We start from the raw sequence: 14,909 nt of genomic DNA, 5'->3' as shown, positions 1-14,909 counted from the left end.
GAGAATAGTAATATCAGGATAATATATAGAAACAAGAGAGAGTAAAAATGGAAGCATATTTTGATAATTCAGCTACGACCCGCTGCTTTGAAGAAGTAAAGGATATCGTGGTTAAGACAATGATGGAAGATTTCGGAAATCCATCTGCCATGCACCAGAAGGGTGTTGATGCGGAAGGGTATGTCAAAGAATCTGCCAGAATTTTGTCACAGATACTGAAAGTAACAGAGAAAGAAATCTTGTTTACTTCCGGTGGAACAGAGTCTAATAATCTGGCACTGATTGGTGGCGCGCTTGCAAATAAGAGAAGTGGAAATCACATCATCACGACTGCTGTAGAGCATGCAGCAGTCAGTCAGCCGATTACTTTTCTTAAGGAACAAGGATTTGAAGTGACGATTCTTCCGGTGGATGAGCGCGGAGTTGTAAAACTTGACGCACTTGAAAAGGCATTAAGACCGGATACGATCTTAGTATCTACAATGATGGTAAACAATGAGACTGGAGCAGTGATGCCCGTAGAAAAAATCGGTGCTATGGTTCAGGAGAAGAGCCCGAAAGCATTGTATCATGTAGATGCAATTCAGGCATTTGGCAAATATCGGATCTATCCGAAGAAATGGGGAATCCATCTTCTTTCTGTCAGCGGACATAAGATCCACGGACCAAAAGGTGTCGGATTTCTTTACATTAACAGTAAAGCAAAGGTGCAGCCATTGATTCTGGGCGGCGGACAGCAGAATGGAATGCGCTCCGGAACTGACAATGTGCCGGGAATCGCAGGTCTAGGCGTGGCATCGAAGATGATGTATCAGAATTTTGATGAAAAGATAGAACATCTTTATCAGCTGAAAGAACGTATGGCAAAGGGGCTTTCCAAAATAGATGACGTAGTGATTAATGGAATGCCTGTCAGAGAAGGTGCGCCTCATATCCTGAGTGTAAGTTTTCTGGGAATCAGAAGTGAGGTATTGCTTCACACATTGGAGGACAGAAATATCTTTGTATCTGCGGGAAGCGCATGCTCCAGCCATAAGAGAAAACCAAGCGCCACGCTTTCTGCCATGGGAATGAGCAATGCACAGATTGAGAATACTGTGCGTATCAGCTTCTCGGAGGAGAATACATTTGAAGAGGTTGATTACTGCCTGGAGGTATTAAATGAAGTGCTTCCAATGTTGAAACGATACGCCCGCAGATAACAGATCAACAGATTGACGGCAGGATATTATCAGTGGACAATAATGCATCGCTGCCTGGCGAAACCCAGAAAGTGACAGGATATGCATGCTGCTGCAGATACATTGCAATGCAGACAATGTGTAATTAAGATGATAGAAAGAACAAAAGGAGAATAGAATGATATTTCACGCATTTTTAATAAAATACGCAGAAATCGCTATCAAGGGTAAGAACAGATATATTTTTGAAGACGCCCTTGTAAAGCAGATGAACATCGCACTTTCCAAAATTGAGGGAGAGTTTGAAGTAAAGAAAGAACAGGGAAGAATCTATGTGTTCTGCCCGGAACAGTATGATTATGATGAGACGGTAGATGCGTTACAGCATGTATTTGGTATTGTCGGAATTTGCCCGGTAGTGATCTATGAGGAGCAGGGATTTGAGCAGATGGCAAAGGATGTTGTTTCTTACATGAAGAACTGCCATCCAAATTACAATGGAAGCTTCAAAGTATATACAAGAAGAGCAAAGAAGTCCTATCCAATCACATCTATGGAAGTCAGTGCAGAACTTGGCGGACGTATTCTGGATGAATTCCCGGATGCAAGCGTAGACGTACATGATCCAGAGCTTACTCTTTCTGTAGAAATCCGTGACAAGATTTATGTATATTCCCAGACAATCAAGGGAGCAGGCGGAATGCCAATCGGAACAAACGGAAAAGCTATGCTTCTTCTCTCTGGCGGTATCGACAGCCCGGTAGCCGGTTATATGATCGCAAAACGTGGTGTTAAGATTGATGCGGTATATTTCCATGCGTCGCCTTACACAAGTGAAAGAGCAAAACAGAAAGTCGTAGATCTGGCAAAACAGGTAGCAAAATACAGTGGACCGATTCGTCTCCATGTAGTAAACTTTACAGATATCCAGCTTTACATTTATGATCAGTGTCCACATGATGAGCTGACTATCATTATGCGTCGCTATATGATGCGTATTGCAGAGCATTTTGCAAAACAGAGCAAATGCCTTGGCCTGATCACAGGCGAGAGTATCGGACAGGTTGCAAGCCAGACATTACAGAGTCTTGCCGCTACCAATGAAGTCTGCACACTTCCTGTATACCGCCCGGTTATCGGCTTTGACAAGCAGGAAATTGTAGAGAGATCATGGGAAATCGGAACTTACGAGACGTCTATCCAGCCATTTGAAGACTGCTGTACGATCTTTGTGGCAAAACATCCGGTTACAAAGCCAAACCTGAATGTGATCCATCGTTCAGAAACAAAACTGGAAGAGAAGATTGATGAACTGATGAAAACAGCGCTGGAGACAGTTGAGATTATTGAGATTGACTAAAAGAAAAGAGGAACTGTAAACCAGTTCCTCAATGACTGCGAAAAAATTATTCTGTAACGTATTTGCTAACGATTGCCATAACGGTATCAAGAGCAGCGCCATCAGCGTGGATGTTTAAGTCGATCGGTTTGGATAAATCAAGGCTGAAAATACCCATGATAGATTTTGCGTCGATTACATATCTTCCGGATACTAAATCGAAATCGCAGTCGAATTTGCTGATTTCATTAACGAATGCTTTCACTTTATCGATAGAGTTCAGTGAAATTTTACATGTTTTCATTATGAGAACCTCCCTTAATAATAGTTATTTGCTGACCTGATAGCCTGTCAGCTTACAGTTTTCATCTTAACGGCAGTATTGCAAAAAGTCAAGGTGAAAACGGATAAAATTTCCAGAAAGATTTAGTGAAAATGTATAACAATGACGAAAGTTCCGATAGTATTGTAAAAAATGAACAATATTGTACGGGAACAGGCGTTTATTCTGCAAACAAAATTCATTGAAAAGTAGCTTTGACAATGAGTTTTTGGTTACTGTTCACACATCACTATCCCGCGAGGTGTTTTGGCATGAATATGCCAAAATCCCGAGACATACAAGCCAAAATTCCATTGCCGCAGGCAATCTGGAATGAATTTTGGCTACGTTACTGAGAACGGAGTGAGCAGTAACAGTTTTTGACTTGCATATCTCAGGATAGCAGAATGCGGAATAGTCATAAAGTTACAAGGAATTACAAATTTAGATAAGAAACAGGAGGAAAGAATGGGAATAAAAGTTGCACTTCACAACTTAGGCTGTAAGGTAAACGCCTATGAAGTAGAGGCAATGCAGCAGCTTCTGGAAGAAGCGGGATACGAGATCGTACCGTTTGAGCCGGGAGCTGATGTTTATCTGATCAATACATGTACAGTCACTAATATCGCAGACCGTAAGTCCAGACAGATGCTGCATAAAGCAAAGAAAATGAATCCGGATGCGATTGTAGTGGCAACGGGATGTTATGTTCAGACAGATGAGGGAAAACTGGATAAGGACGAGGCAGTAGATCTGATCCTTGGAAATAACCAGAAGGGAAATATTGTCCAGGTGCTGCAGGAATATGAACAGCAGCACACCAAGCAGAAGCATGTATTAAATATCAATCAGACAAAAGAATATGAAGAACTGGCGATCAATCACACAGCAGAGCATGTGCGTGCATATATTAAAGTTCAGGATGGCTGTAATCAGTTTTGTACCTACTGTATCATCCCGTATGCAAGAGGTCGTGTAAGAAGTCGTAAAATTGCACAGGTAATGGATGAAGTCCGTGCACTTGCTGCCAAGGGATATAAAGAAGTGGTACTCACAGGAATCCACTTAAGTTCATATGGAGTAGATTTCCCGGAAGAAGAAAGAGAAACACTGCTTTCACTGATTCAGTCTGTACATGAGGTAGAAGGAGTCGAGAGAATCCGTCTGGGCTCTCTGGAGCCGAGAATCATTACGGAGGAATTTGCCGGAACGATTTCCTCTATGCCGAAGATGTGCCCACATTTCCATCTGTCTTTGCAGAGCGGATGTGACACAACTCTGGAAAGAATGAACCGAAGATACAGAAGCACAGAATATGCAGAGAAATGTGATCTTCTGAGAAAATACTTTAAAAATCCGGCACTTACAACAGATGTGATTGTTGGTTTTCCGATGGAAACAGAGGAAGATTTTCAGGCTTCCTATGACTTTGTGGAAAGTATCCATTTTTATGAGACACATATTTTCAAATATTCCCGTCGTCATGGAACGAAGGCTGCCGCCATGTCAGGTCAGTTGACAGAAGCGCAGAAAGCTGTCAGAAGCGATAAGATGCTTGCACTAAATGAAGAACATGCAAGAGAATATGAGGAATCCATGATTGGCAGTGAACTGAAAGTTCTTCTTGAGGAAGAAGTAGAGATTAATGGAGAACAGTGGTATATCGGTCACAGCAAGGAATATATTAAAACAGCAGTAAGAAAACAGGATGCTTATGGAGTAAATGACATAATTACTGTAAAAGCTGAGAGATTTCTGAAAAATCATACATTGACCGGCGGAGTACTGTGTACGGAATAGGGTACAAAGCGAACAGTAACTGTTAACTTGCTAATGACTGCAACAAATTTGCGGTTGCAGAATAGATGGAATTATATTAAAATATAGAAGAATATATGTGTATTGTATACGAAATTTGCAATACATAGCAGAAACGATGAATTATTGCGAAGTGCGTGAAGGTACGAGATAATGCGATAACTGAAAGGTTCTGCGAAAATAAATCAGGTAAGGACGTGAAAAAAATGGCAGAGAACAATCTGGGTAATACCCAATATTTCAGAACAAAACCAGACCAGGAGCTTCAGGTAAAAGAGGTACTGGACCTCGTTTACACAGCAATGGATGAGAAAGGATATAATCCGGTCAATCAGATCGTTGGATATATTATGTCCGGAGATCCTACTTATATTACCAGCCATAAGGGCGCAAGAAGCATGATCATGAAAGTAGAGCGTGATGAACTGGTAGAGGAACTTTTAAACGAGTATATTAAGAATAAATCCTGGGAACGCTGATATGAGAATCTTGGGATTAGATTATGGCTCAAAAACAGTCGGTGTGGCAATCAGTGATCCGCTGGGAATCACCGCGCAGGGAGTGGAGACAATCTGGCGTAAGCAGGAGAATCACCTGCGCCAGACACTTGCCCGTATAGAAGAACTTATTTCGGAGTATCAGGTGGAACGGATCGTACTTGGATATCCGAAGAATATGAATAATACGATTGGAGAACGTGCCCAGAAATCACTGGAGTTTAAGGAAATGTTGGAGAGACGGACAGGTCTGGAAGTGATCATGTGGGACGAGCGTCTGACTACAGTAGAAGCCAATCGTACTTTAATGGAAGCCAGTGTGCGCAGAGAGAATCGTAAACAGTATCTGGATCAGCTGGCAGCTGTTTTTATTTTGCAGGGATATCTGGATTCCCTGTCCTGTTAGGAGATTGATAAAATGGATAAGATTAAATTTCAGCTCGAGGACGGAACAGAAGCGGAGTTTTATGTAGAAGAGCAGACCAGAATCGGAGGAATCGCATATCTTCTGGTATCTGACTCTATGGATGATGAGGCGACTGCCTATATTTTTAAAGATGTGTCAGAGGATGACAGTCAGGAAGCCTGCTATGAGATGGTCGAGGACGAGGACGAACTGCAGGCAGTTTTTAAAGTGTTTGAACAGATGTTAGATGACGTAGACCTTGAAATGTAGCCGGGAGGTGTAATGCTTGAATAACGAAAATAACAACCAATATAATAACGAAGCACGTGAAAATCATGAAGGACAGTCCGGTCATGGCCAGAGAAGACCATATAACCGACCGAAGAATTATAAATATAAACCGCAGCACAGGAACACTCATGGAAGAAAACCGATACAGGATCGTAAAGCTGTAACGGATAAAGAGAAGAGCGGAAAGCCGGTACCATTTAAGAATCCGGTAAAGAGTGTTCCACGTAAACCAAAGAAACCGACATCCAGATTAAAGATCATTCCACTTGGCGGTCTGGAACAGATCGGAATGAATATCACAGCATTTGAATATGAGGACAGCATCGTGGTAGTAGACTGCGGACTTGCTTTCCCGGAAGATGATATGCTGGGAATTGATCTTGTCATTCCGGATGTGACTTATCTGAAAGAAAATATTTCCAAGGTAAAAGGCTTTGTGATCACACATGGACATGAGGATCATATCGGTGCGCTGCCGTATGTTCTTAAAGATGTAAACGTTCCGGTTTACTCTACAAAGCTTACCATTGCCCTGATTGCAAATAAGCTGAAAGAACACAATATGACCCGCACCACCAAATTAAAAGAAGTAAAACATGGACAGGTCATCAATCTTGGAGATTTTTCTATTGAATTTATAAAGACAAACCACAGCATCCAGGATGCATCTGCACTGGCAATCTATTCACCGGCAGGTATCGTAGTGCATACAGGTGACTTTAAAGTGGATTACACACCTGTATTTGGAGATGCCATTGATCTGCAGCGTTTTGCCGAGATCGGCAAGAAAGGTGTACTGGCACTGATGTGCGACAGTACAAATGCTGAGAGAAGTGGATTTACGATGTCTGAGCGTTCTGTTGGACATGTATTCGATAATCTCTTTAATGAATATAAGACAAACAGAATCATTATCGCGACTTTTGCGTCTAATGTAGACCGTGTACAGCAGATCATCAATACAGCATATCGATTTGGCCGTAAGGTTGCAGTGGAAGGCCGCAGCATGGTAAATGTTATTACTACTGCAGCAGAGCTTGGATATCTCCGCATTCCGGATCAGACCTTGATTGAGATCGATCAGGTTAAGAATTATCCGGATGAGCAGGTAGTGCTGATTACAACAGGAAGCCAGGGTGAATCTATGGCTGCGCTTTCCCGTATGGCAGCGAATATCCACAAGAAAATCGTGATTAAACCGAATGATACGATTATTTTCAGTTCCAATCCGATTCCTGGAAATGAGAAAGCGGTATCCAAGGTTATCAATGAACTTTCCATGAAGGGTGCAAAAGTTATCTTCCAGGATGTTCATGTTTCCGGACATGCATGCCAGGAGGAAATCAAACTGATCTATTCTCTGGTTAAACCGAAATATGCAATTCCGGTTCATGGTGAATACAGACATCTGACAGCCCAGAAGAATGTAGTAGAAGAACTGGGAATTCCGAAAGAGAATATCTTTGTTCTTGCATCCGGAAATATTCTGGAGCTTGACAACCAGAGCGCACAGATAACAGGAACCGTACACACAGGTGCGATCCTGGTTGACGGACTTGGAGTAGGAGATGTAGGTAATATCGTTCTTCGTGACCGTCAGCATCTTGCAGAAGACGGAATCATGATTGTTGTGGTAACCTTAGAGCGTCACAGCAATGTAATTCTTGCAGGACCGGACATTGTTTCCCGAGGTTTCGTATATGTAAGAGAGTCCGAGGATCTGATGGATCACGCAAGAGAGGTAGTAGAGAATGCACTGGATTCTTGTCTGGAACGTAATATTACAGATTGGGGCAAGATCAAAACTGTTGTAAAAGATGCGCTCAGCGAATTCTTATGGAAACGTACCAAGAGAAGTCCGATGATCCTGCCGATCATTATGGAGGCATAAAATGAAATCAAATACAATAGATGAAAATATCAGCAGCCTTCTGGAAGCCTTTAAGGAGAGTCCTGAATATGTGGAGTTTCAGAAGCAGAATGAGATTTTGAAGCAAAAACCTGAACTGAAGAAAAGAGTGGATGCTTTCAGAGGAGATAACTACAGAGTTCAGAATGAATGTGGCTCAGATAATCTGTTCGATGTTGTAGAACAGATGGGAAAGGAATCTGCAGAGCTTCGCAGACATCCGGAAGTAAATGCATATCTGGATGCAGAGCTTGCTCTCTGCAAAATGATGCAGAAGATTTGCGTAAAACTGGCAGAAGGCATCGACATGGATATCCCTGGTGCACTGTAAATTACAGGAAATCATCCGACAGGTGGTATCCTGCACAGTAGCGTAAGTAGTAACTGTCTGTCAATCTGGATTTGTGAGAGTACGGAACAGTTGCTGTAAACATTAGAATTGCAGAAAGGAAATAGTTTATGAGTGATACCAAAGAACGTGCAGGTGCGGCTGGCGTTGTTGTAGCCGGCGTGTTTTTTAAAATCGCACTTTATGTTTGTGTGGTAGTGTTGCTTTTCTGGATCGGAAAGTCTTCTTTTCAGTTTGGGCATGATGTATTTAATCAGCATGCAATGAGTCCTGGAGAGGGACAGGAAGTTACCGTGGTAATTAAGGAAGATGATTCTTTATACAAAATTGCCAAAACTCTTCAGAAAAAAGGACTGATCGAGAGTGCTCCTGTATTTTATGTGCAGGAGAGGCTTTCTACCTATCATGGTCAGCTTCAGCCGGGAACTTATCTCTTGAGTACAGCATATACACCGAACCGTATCATGGGAATTCTGGCAGGAGATGATGAACAGGAAGGGGTAAGTGATTCGTGATAGTTGACGAGCGAATGCGTACCTATATCAATTCACTGGATATGGGAAATACACCGTTCCTTGAGAATCTGGAACAGTATGCCATAAAGGAACGTGTACCGATCATCCGGAGAGAAATGCAGAGTTTTATGAAAATGTTTCTGGCTTTAAACCAGCCGAAGCGTATTCTGGAGGTGGGGACAGCCATTGGCTTCTCCACACTTCTTATGTGTGAATATGGAACAAAGGATCTGGAAATTGTGACAATAGAGAATTATGAGAAAAGGATTCCTATTGCAAAAGCGAACTTCAAAGAAGCCGGTCGTGAATCACAGATTACTCTGCTGGAGGGAGATGCCGGACAGATATTAAAAGAACTGGATGGTTCTTTTGACATGATTTTTATGGATGCTGCAAAAGGACAGTATATTAACTGGCTTCCGGATGTAATGCGTCTTATGCGAAAGGGCAGTGTTCTTATTTCTGACAATGTGCTTCAGGAGGGGGATATTATAGAATCCCATTATCTGGTGGAGCGCAGAAACAGAACTATATATAAACGGATGCGGGAGTATCTGTATGAACTGAAACATAATCCAGCCCTGATAACTTCGATCATTCCTCTGGGAGACGGAGTTACGGTCAGTGTGAAACAGGAGTAAACAATATGAGAAAAATAGAATTGCTGGTTCCGGCAAGCAGCCTTGAGGTGTTAAAGATTGCTGTTATTTTCGGAGCAGATGCTGTATATATCGGTGGAGAAGCCTTTGGACTGAGAGCTAAAGCCAAGAATTTTTCCCATGATGATATGAAAGAGGGAATTGCCTTTGCCCATGAACATGGAGTAAAGGTTTATGTAACTGTAAATATTCTGGCTCATAATTATGATCTGGCGGGAGTCAGAGAATATCTGACAGAGCTGAAAGAACTGAAGCCGGATGCCCTGATCATTGCTGATCCGGGAATCTATATGTATGCAAAGGAAATCTGTCCGGAGATTGAGCGACATATCAGTACACAGGCAAATAATACAAACTATGAAACCTATCGTTTCTGGTATAATCTGGGTGCGAAACGTGTAGTAACAGCCAGGGAACTTTCCCTTGCGGAGATCAGAGAAATCAGAGAACATATTCCTGATGATATGGAAATTGAGACATTTATTCATGGTGCTATGTGTATTTCCTATTCAGGAAGATGCCTGCTCAGCAATTATCTGGCTGGTCGTGATGCAAATCAGGGTGCCTGTACCCATCCATGCCGCTGGAAATATTCCATCGTTGAGGAGAAACGCCCGGGAGAATATATGCCGGTATTTGAGAATGAGAGAGGAACCTACATTTTCAATTCAAAGGATCTCTGCATGATTGAGCATATGGATGATGTGATCAACAGCGGAATTGACAGCCTGAAGATAGAGGGACGTATGAAAACTGCTCTTTATGTTGCGACAGTTGCCAGAACCTACCGCAAGGCAATTGATGATTATATGGAGAGTCCTGAGAAATATCAGGCAAATATGCCATGGTATCAGGAGCAGATTTCCAACTGTACTTACAGACAGTTCACGACCGGATTTTTCTATGGAAAACCGGATGAGAATACACAGATTTACGATAATAATACTTATCAGAAAGAATATACTTATCTGGGATTTGCAGAAGCTGTTGATGAACGTGGCTATGCGCAGATCACACAGAGAAATAAGTTCTCAGTAGGTGAGACGATTGAGATCATGAAACCGGACGGACAGAATGTATCTGTTACTGTAAAGGGAATTTATGATGAAGATGGCAATCCGATGGAGAGTGCACCTCATGCACAACAGAAGCTGTTCGTAGATCTGGGAACAGAGATTGATGTTTATGATCTGCTTAGAAGAGCTGAATAGAGATAGATACAGTAAACGCAGCCAACAAAATTAACGTTGGCTGCGTTTACTGCATTTGAGGAAAAAGTCCGCGAAGTTTCTGCAAGGCATTTTTTTCGATTCTGGAGACATAGGAACGGCTGATGCAGAGTTTTCGGGCGATTTCGCGTTGCGTTTCTTCTTCCATGCCAAACAAACCGTATCGATAACAGATTACCTGGTATTCTTTTTCTGACAGGATTTTTTTCAGGGATTTCAGAAGATAAGAAGTGTTTTCTCTGATGTAACAATCCTCCACAATATCTACAGGTGTACTCTCTATCACATCAAGCAGATTAATTTCATTTCCTTCTTTGTCTGTGCCAATCGGCTCATACAGAGACACTTCCCTCGAATGCTTTTTCTTAGAACGAAAGAACATCAGAAGTTCATTTTCTATACACCTGGCAGCATAAGTAGACAGGCGTGAAGCTTTCTGTGGATCAAAGGTTGTGACTGCCTTGATCAGCCCAATCGTGCCGATAGAAATCAGGTCGTCTGTATCTTCACCGGTTCCCTGGTACTTTTTTACTACATGAGCCACCAGCCGGAGATTATGTTCAATCAGGATATTCTTAGCCTGAGAATCACCCTCCTGATATTTTTGAAGATAATATTTTTCCTGCGATATGGACAAAGGTTTCAAAAAAGCCTTCAAATTCTTACCTCGAAGGGGATTTCTATATAGTTTATGTAATGGACAGGGGGTCTGTGCTTTTCCCAGAAATGATTTGACGGGAATTGGATAAAACGATAGAATAGAAAACGATAATTGTAGAGAAAACGTATATAGTAATTGTTGATTGTTTACCTTTGTTTGCATGAATGAGCTAAAATGTTGCAGAGTGCAGTAGTCAGCATTATACAGATGAGTATATAAAAATATAATAAACAGGAGAAACACATGAAAATATATTTAGCTCCGCTTGAGGGGATCACGGGATACACATACAGACGTGCACTTCATCAGTGCTTTGGAGGATTTGATAAATATTTTATTCCATTTATTCTTCCGAATCAAAAAGGTCATCTCAGCACAAGAGAGAAGAAAGACATTGCGCCTGAGAACAATGAAGGGATGTATGCAGTTCCGCAGATTCTGACAAAGAATGCAGAAGATTTTATTCGGACAGCGGAAACGCTGCAGGAATATGGTTACAATGAAGTAAATCTGAATCTCGGCTGTCCATCAAAGACTGTTGTAACGAAAGGCAGAGGAGCAGGTTTTCTGGACAGACCGGATGAACTGGATAAATTTCTGGATGAGATATTTCGTAAATGCGATGTGAAGATTTCCATAAAAACCCGTCTGGGAATGGATGCGCCGGATGAATTTGAGGACTTGCTGACAATCTATAACAAATATCCTCTGGAGGAATTGATCATTCATCCAAGAGTACAGAAGGATTATTATAAAAATACACCGCGTCTTGAAACATTTGGGGAGGCACTGGAACATTCAAAGACCCCAGTGTGCTATAATGGAGATATCGTCACTGCAAAGGACTATCTTAGCCTGAAAGAACGTTTTCCAGCGCTAGAATGTATCATGACAGGCAGAGGAACACTAAGAAATCCTGCACTTGCCAGAGAAATACGTGGTGGTGCACCTGCCTCAAAAGAAGAAATCCGCAGATTTCATGATATTATGTATAATGAATACTGTGAAGATCTGTCCGGGGACAGAAATATTCTATTTCGCATGAAAGAGTTGTGGTCTTATCTGATACCGATGTTTACAAATAATAAAAAGTATGCCAAGAAAATAAAAAAAACTGAGAAATGTGTTGTATATGAAAGTGCAGTCAGGGAATTGTTTAGCTGCGAGCAGTTGATTGATAGCAATGATGATTCAGAAAAAATCACCGGAACATTATAATGAATAGGTAAAATAAGACAGTTATTCGGTGTAGAATCACATAGCGAAAGCAGATTGTGAATATCCGTTTGATAAACGGTAAAAAAAGCGACTATACAGGAATATTATATTCTTGTATGGTCGCTTTCGATATTATCGTATTCTTTTCTTTATCATCGGTCCAATGATCATAGCAATAATCATTTTTATCAGATCGGCAGGAATAAATGGGATTACACAGACTGCAAGAGCTGCTTTAAAAGTGTAATCTGCAACGATACAGAACCATATTGTTCCGAAAAGATAACATACAATAGTTCCGACAATCATGCCGATAAGCTGTATCCATGGTTTGTGACAGTTATCTATAACCAGTCCGGCAATGACTGCCATGACAATAAATCCAATGATATATCCACCTGTAGGACCTGCCAGCTTCGCAGGACCGCCAGTGAATCCGGAAAATACCGGAAGTCCCACGAACCCCATTAACAGATAGATCAGATAACTGACGGTTCCCTTTTTCCATCCAAGAAGATACAGAGACAGATATATTGCCAGATTAGTGAATGAAATCGGAACTGGACCGATTGGAATAGATAGTGGGGCAAGAATACAGGTAACGGCTGCCATCAGTGCGGTCATGGTTATATCGTAAGTTTTACTATGAGGCACGGTAATATTTTGGGTCTGGTTCATGTCAGAAAAATCTCCTTTAAAAAAATTATTAAAATTTATATGGATCAGATAATCAGATTGATCTCAGCTGGTGAAATGTATAAAAATTATGCTGATTCAATCTCATAAGTAAATCCTGCATCAGTGATAGTTTTCAGGGTATCTTCAATTCCCTGACCTTTTTCAGCCAGATAGCCTGAAGCAAAGATGGAATCAACGACACTGAGTAATTTCTTTTCTTCATCCTTAAAATAAACTTCCCTTCCGGCAGCACAGCGGATATCTGCTTTCGGGACGAGAAGCCTTGCAAGACAGAGGACTTTCATACAATATTCTGTTGTCAGAATGGAAATATCGGCATCTCCAAGCGGGGTTCCTTTAATTGGAAGAAGAAAGTTAATTGGCAGTGCTTCTGGCTGGATTTCGCGTAATTCAAGAAGCATATCATAATAGTGATGTCCTTTTGCGATTTTTGTGCACAAATATCACTTTAACATATAAAAGTACAAAATGTCAACTAAATATAAAAAAAAGTTTACGATCCGCACTGGGTACGGAGTGAGCAGTAATTCTACATTTTATGATTTATTTGATAATATGAGAAGTATGATGTAAGATCATTCGGAAATACACATATATAGTATTAAAAACTATATTAAATAGTTTTTCTTGACAAGAATGGAATTTATGATATACTTTGAATATCAAAATATTTTAAAGGCAAACAAAATATCAAAACAAGAACAGGAGAAAACAGATGAAGAATTTTAAAATAGGAGATAAAATCACAAGAATTCCACTGATTCAGGGTGGAATGGGAGTTGGCATCAGCCTGGGAAGACTTGCCGGATCTGTTGCGAAAGAAGGCGGTGTTGGTGTTATATCTACGGCGCAGATCGGTTACAGAGAAGCAGATTTTGATAAAAATCCGGCAGCAGCTAATGAGAGGGCAATCGGCGGTGAGATGAAAAAAGCCCGTGCAATTTCACCGGATGGAATCATAGGATATAACATTATGGTCGCATTGAAAGAATATTCATCCCACGTAAAAGCAGCTGTAAAGGCAGGCGCAGATATCATCATATCCGGTGCAGGGCTTCCTACAGAGCTTCCGGAACTGGTCAAGGGCAGTTTGACAAAGATTGCTCCTATTGTTTCCACAGATAAATCTGCAAAAGTAATCCTGAAATATTGGGACAGAAAATATAAAAGAACAGCAGATCTGGTAGTTATCGAAGGACCGCAGGCAGGCGGCCATCTTGGTTTTCATAAAGATGAACTGGAAAAATATACAGAAGAATCTTACAGCGAAGAGATAAAGAAAATAATTGCAACAGTAGAATCCTATGCGGAGAAATATCAGACAGAAGTTCCCGTAATTGTAGCTGGTGGAATCTGCGATAAAGAAGACGTGCAGAAAGTAGCTGCGTTGGGAGTGGATGGAGTCCAGGTAGCTACCCGTTTTATAACAACAGAAGAATGTGATGCAGATATCCGGTACAAAGAAGCGCACTTAAATGCCAGAAAAGAAGATATTGCCATTGTAAAAAGCCCTGTAGGAATGCCTGGACGTGCAATTATGAACAAATTTATGAAACGTGTGATGAGAGGTGAACAGATATCACACAGCCCATGTCATGGATGCCTGGTAAAATGCAGCCCAAAAGAAATTCCATATTGCATTACAGATGGCCTGATCAATGCAGTAAAAGGAAATGTGGATGATGGATTGTTGTTCTGCGGTGCGAAAGCATGGAAAGCAGACCGGCTGGAGACAGTGCAGGAAGTGATTAGTGAGTTGTTTTAACCGAATCAAGTAAGTCCCCTGCTTCAATTGCGAGAAGCAATAAGCAGTGGG

16 protein-coding genes and 1 pseudogene are annotated in these 14,909 nt (G+C 41.3%); 13 read left to right on the top strand and 4 right to left on the bottom strand.

Annotated elements, in window-relative coordinates; genetic code table 11:
• Window positions 1-47 precede the first annotated feature (47 nt).
• Together WKT11_RS00520 and thiI are read left to right on the top strand one after the other, a co-directional pair.
• Window positions 48-1,202 (top strand): cysteine desulfurase family protein, encoded by a 1,155-nt coding sequence (locus WKT11_RS00520; RefSeq protein ID WP_340281645.1) that lies wholly within the window; start codon window positions 48-50, stop codon window positions 1,200-1,202.
• 157 nt (window positions 1,203-1,359) lie between these two features.
• A complete protein-coding gene (gene thiI, locus WKT11_RS00515) occupies window positions 1,360-2,541 on the top strand; it encodes a tRNA uracil 4-sulfurtransferase ThiI (RefSeq protein ID WP_340281643.1) in 1,182 nt (393 codons plus the stop codon).
• 46 nt (window positions 2,542-2,587) lie between these two features.
• Here the strand turns inward: thiI and WKT11_RS00510 are convergent, their stop codons facing one another.
• Window positions 2,588-2,824: an HPr family phosphocarrier protein gene (locus tag WKT11_RS00510; RefSeq protein ID WP_117675114.1), complete on the bottom strand. Its 237-nt coding sequence runs from the start codon at window positions 2,822-2,824 to the stop codon at window positions 2,588-2,590.
• A 486-nt stretch (window positions 2,825-3,310) separates the two neighbouring features.
• Here WKT11_RS00510 and mtaB point away from each other — a divergent pair, with 486 nt between their 5' ends.
• The 9 genes from mtaB to WKT11_RS00465 all read left to right on the top strand — a co-directional run bounded on the left by mtaB (window position 3,311) and on the right by WKT11_RS00465 (window position 10,497).
• Window positions 3,311-4,642, top strand: a complete 1,332-nt coding sequence (gene mtaB, locus WKT11_RS00505) for a tRNA (N(6)-L-threonylcarbamoyladenosine(37)-C(2))-methylthiotransferase MtaB (protein ID WP_340281640.1) — start codon at window positions 3,311-3,313, stop codon at window positions 4,640-4,642.
• 224 nt (window positions 4,643-4,866) lie between these two features.
• Window positions 4,867-5,139, top strand: a complete 273-nt coding sequence (locus WKT11_RS00500) for an IreB family regulatory phosphoprotein (protein WP_020994102.1) — start codon at window positions 4,867-4,869, stop codon at window positions 5,137-5,139.
• A gap of 1 nt (window position 5,140) precedes the next feature.
• Window positions 5,141-5,563 (top strand): Holliday junction resolvase RuvX, encoded by a 423-nt coding sequence (gene ruvX / locus WKT11_RS00495; protein ID WP_117675110.1) that lies wholly within the window; start codon window positions 5,141-5,143, stop codon window positions 5,561-5,563.
• A 12-nt stretch (window positions 5,564-5,575) separates the two neighbouring features.
• Entirely contained in the window at window positions 5,576-5,833 is a 258-nt protein-coding gene (locus WKT11_RS00490; RefSeq protein ID WP_117675108.1) for a DUF1292 domain-containing protein, read from the top strand.
• Between the two features lie 277 nt (window positions 5,834-6,110).
• A complete protein-coding gene (locus WKT11_RS00485) occupies window positions 6,111-7,745 on the top strand; it encodes a ribonuclease J (protein ID WP_117675304.1) in 1,635 nt (544 codons plus the stop codon).
• Between the two features lies 1 nt (window position 7,746).
• Window positions 7,747-8,094 carry a YlbF family regulator gene (locus tag WKT11_RS00480; protein WP_118247265.1) on the top strand — a complete coding sequence of 116 codons (348 nt, stop codon included), beginning with the start codon at window positions 7,747-7,749 and terminating at the stop codon, window positions 8,092-8,094.
• Between the two features lie 128 nt (window positions 8,095-8,222).
• Window positions 8,223-8,627: an endolytic transglycosylase MltG gene (locus WKT11_RS00475; RefSeq protein WP_117675104.1), complete on the top strand. Its 405-nt coding sequence runs from the start codon at window positions 8,223-8,225 to the stop codon at window positions 8,625-8,627.
• Window positions 8,624-9,268, top strand: a complete 645-nt coding sequence (locus WKT11_RS00470) for an O-methyltransferase (RefSeq protein WP_117675102.1) — start codon at window positions 8,624-8,626, stop codon at window positions 9,266-9,268. Before WKT11_RS00475 ends, WKT11_RS00470 begins: the two co-directional genes overlap by 4 nt.
• A gap of 5 nt (window positions 9,269-9,273) precedes the next feature.
• Complete coding sequence (locus WKT11_RS00465; RefSeq protein ID WP_340281620.1) at window positions 9,274-10,497, top strand: peptidase U32 family protein; 1,224 nt, start codon at window positions 9,274-9,276, stop codon at window positions 10,495-10,497.
• Window positions 10,498-10,543: 46 nt separating this feature from the next.
• Here WKT11_RS00465 and sigK read toward each other — a convergent pair whose 3' ends face one another.
• A complete protein-coding gene (sigK, locus tag WKT11_RS00460) occupies window positions 10,544-11,173 on the bottom strand; it encodes an RNA polymerase sporulation sigma factor SigK (protein ID WP_117675098.1) in 630 nt (209 codons plus the stop codon).
• A 246-nt stretch (window positions 11,174-11,419) separates the two neighbouring features.
• Between sigK and WKT11_RS00455 the strand changes: the two genes are divergently transcribed.
• The gene (locus WKT11_RS00455) at window positions 11,420-12,394 is read left to right on the top strand and encodes a tRNA dihydrouridine synthase (protein ID WP_117675096.1); all 975 of its coding nucleotides are present in this window, start codon (window positions 11,420-11,422) and stop codon (window positions 12,392-12,394) included.
• Between the two features lie 132 nt (window positions 12,395-12,526).
• Here WKT11_RS00455 and WKT11_RS00450 read toward each other — a convergent pair whose 3' ends face one another.
• A complete protein-coding gene (locus WKT11_RS00450; RefSeq protein WP_117675094.1) occupies window positions 12,527-13,072 on the bottom strand; it encodes a biotin transporter BioY in 546 nt (181 codons plus the stop codon).
• Window positions 13,073-13,158: 86 nt separating this feature from the next.
• Window positions 13,159-13,497: pseudogene (locus tag WKT11_RS00445) on the bottom strand (biotin synthase BioB); the annotation flags it as partial.
• A 311-nt stretch (window positions 13,498-13,808) separates the two neighbouring features.
• On the opposite strand from WKT11_RS00445, the gene WKT11_RS00440 reads away from it, so the two are divergent.
• Window positions 13,809-14,858, top strand: coding sequence for an NAD(P)H-dependent flavin oxidoreductase (locus WKT11_RS00440; RefSeq protein WP_340281616.1), 1,050 nt, complete (start codon window positions 13,809-13,811; stop codon window positions 14,856-14,858).
• Window positions 14,859-14,909: the final 51 nt, after the last annotated feature.

Origin of the sequence: Blautia sp. HCN-1074 (genome assembly GCF_037890165.1) — a bacterium.
Classification (GTDB): Bacteria; Bacillota; Clostridia; order Lachnospirales; family Lachnospiraceae; genus Blautia_A.
The sequence above is the reverse complement of the archived record's forward strand: the minus strand, read 5'-3'. Positions and strand labels throughout refer to the sequence as shown.

What these genes read in the sequence shown, in the direction of transcription:
- WKT11_RS00520 (WP_340281645.1), top strand. Translation starts at nt 48, where the DNA reads ATGGAAGCATATTTTGATAATTCAGCTACGACCCGCTGCTTTGAAGAA.
- thiI (WP_340281643.1), top strand. Translation starts at nt 1,360, where the DNA reads ATGATATTTCACGCATTTTTAATAAAATACGCAGAAATCGCTATCAAG.
- WKT11_RS00510 (WP_117675114.1), bottom strand. Translation starts at nt 2,824, where the DNA reads ATGAAAACATGTAAAATTTCACTGAACTCTATCGATAAAGTGAAAGCA.
- mtaB (WP_340281640.1), top strand. Translation starts at nt 3,311, where the DNA reads ATGGGAATAAAAGTTGCACTTCACAACTTAGGCTGTAAGGTAAACGCC.
- WKT11_RS00500 (WP_020994102.1), top strand. Translation starts at nt 4,867, where the DNA reads ATGGCAGAGAACAATCTGGGTAATACCCAATATTTCAGAACAAAACCA.
- ruvX (WP_117675110.1), top strand. Translation starts at nt 5,141, where the DNA reads ATGAGAATCTTGGGATTAGATTATGGCTCAAAAACAGTCGGTGTGGCA.
- WKT11_RS00490 (WP_117675108.1), top strand. Translation starts at nt 5,576, where the DNA reads ATGGATAAGATTAAATTTCAGCTCGAGGACGGAACAGAAGCGGAGTTT.
- WKT11_RS00480 (WP_118247265.1), top strand. Translation starts at nt 7,747, where the DNA reads ATGAAATCAAATACAATAGATGAAAATATCAGCAGCCTTCTGGAAGCC.
- WKT11_RS00475 (WP_117675104.1), top strand. Translation starts at nt 8,223, where the DNA reads ATGAGTGATACCAAAGAACGTGCAGGTGCGGCTGGCGTTGTTGTAGCC.
- WKT11_RS00465 (WP_340281620.1), top strand. Translation starts at nt 9,274, where the DNA reads ATGAGAAAAATAGAATTGCTGGTTCCGGCAAGCAGCCTTGAGGTGTTA.
- WKT11_RS00455 (WP_117675096.1), top strand. Translation starts at nt 11,420, where the DNA reads ATGAAAATATATTTAGCTCCGCTTGAGGGGATCACGGGATACACATAC.
- WKT11_RS00450 (WP_117675094.1), bottom strand. Translation starts at nt 13,072, where the DNA reads ATGAACCAGACCCAAAATATTACCGTGCCTCATAGTAAAACTTACGAT.
- WKT11_RS00440 (WP_340281616.1), top strand. Translation starts at nt 13,809, where the DNA reads ATGAAGAATTTTAAAATAGGAGATAAAATCACAAGAATTCCACTGATT.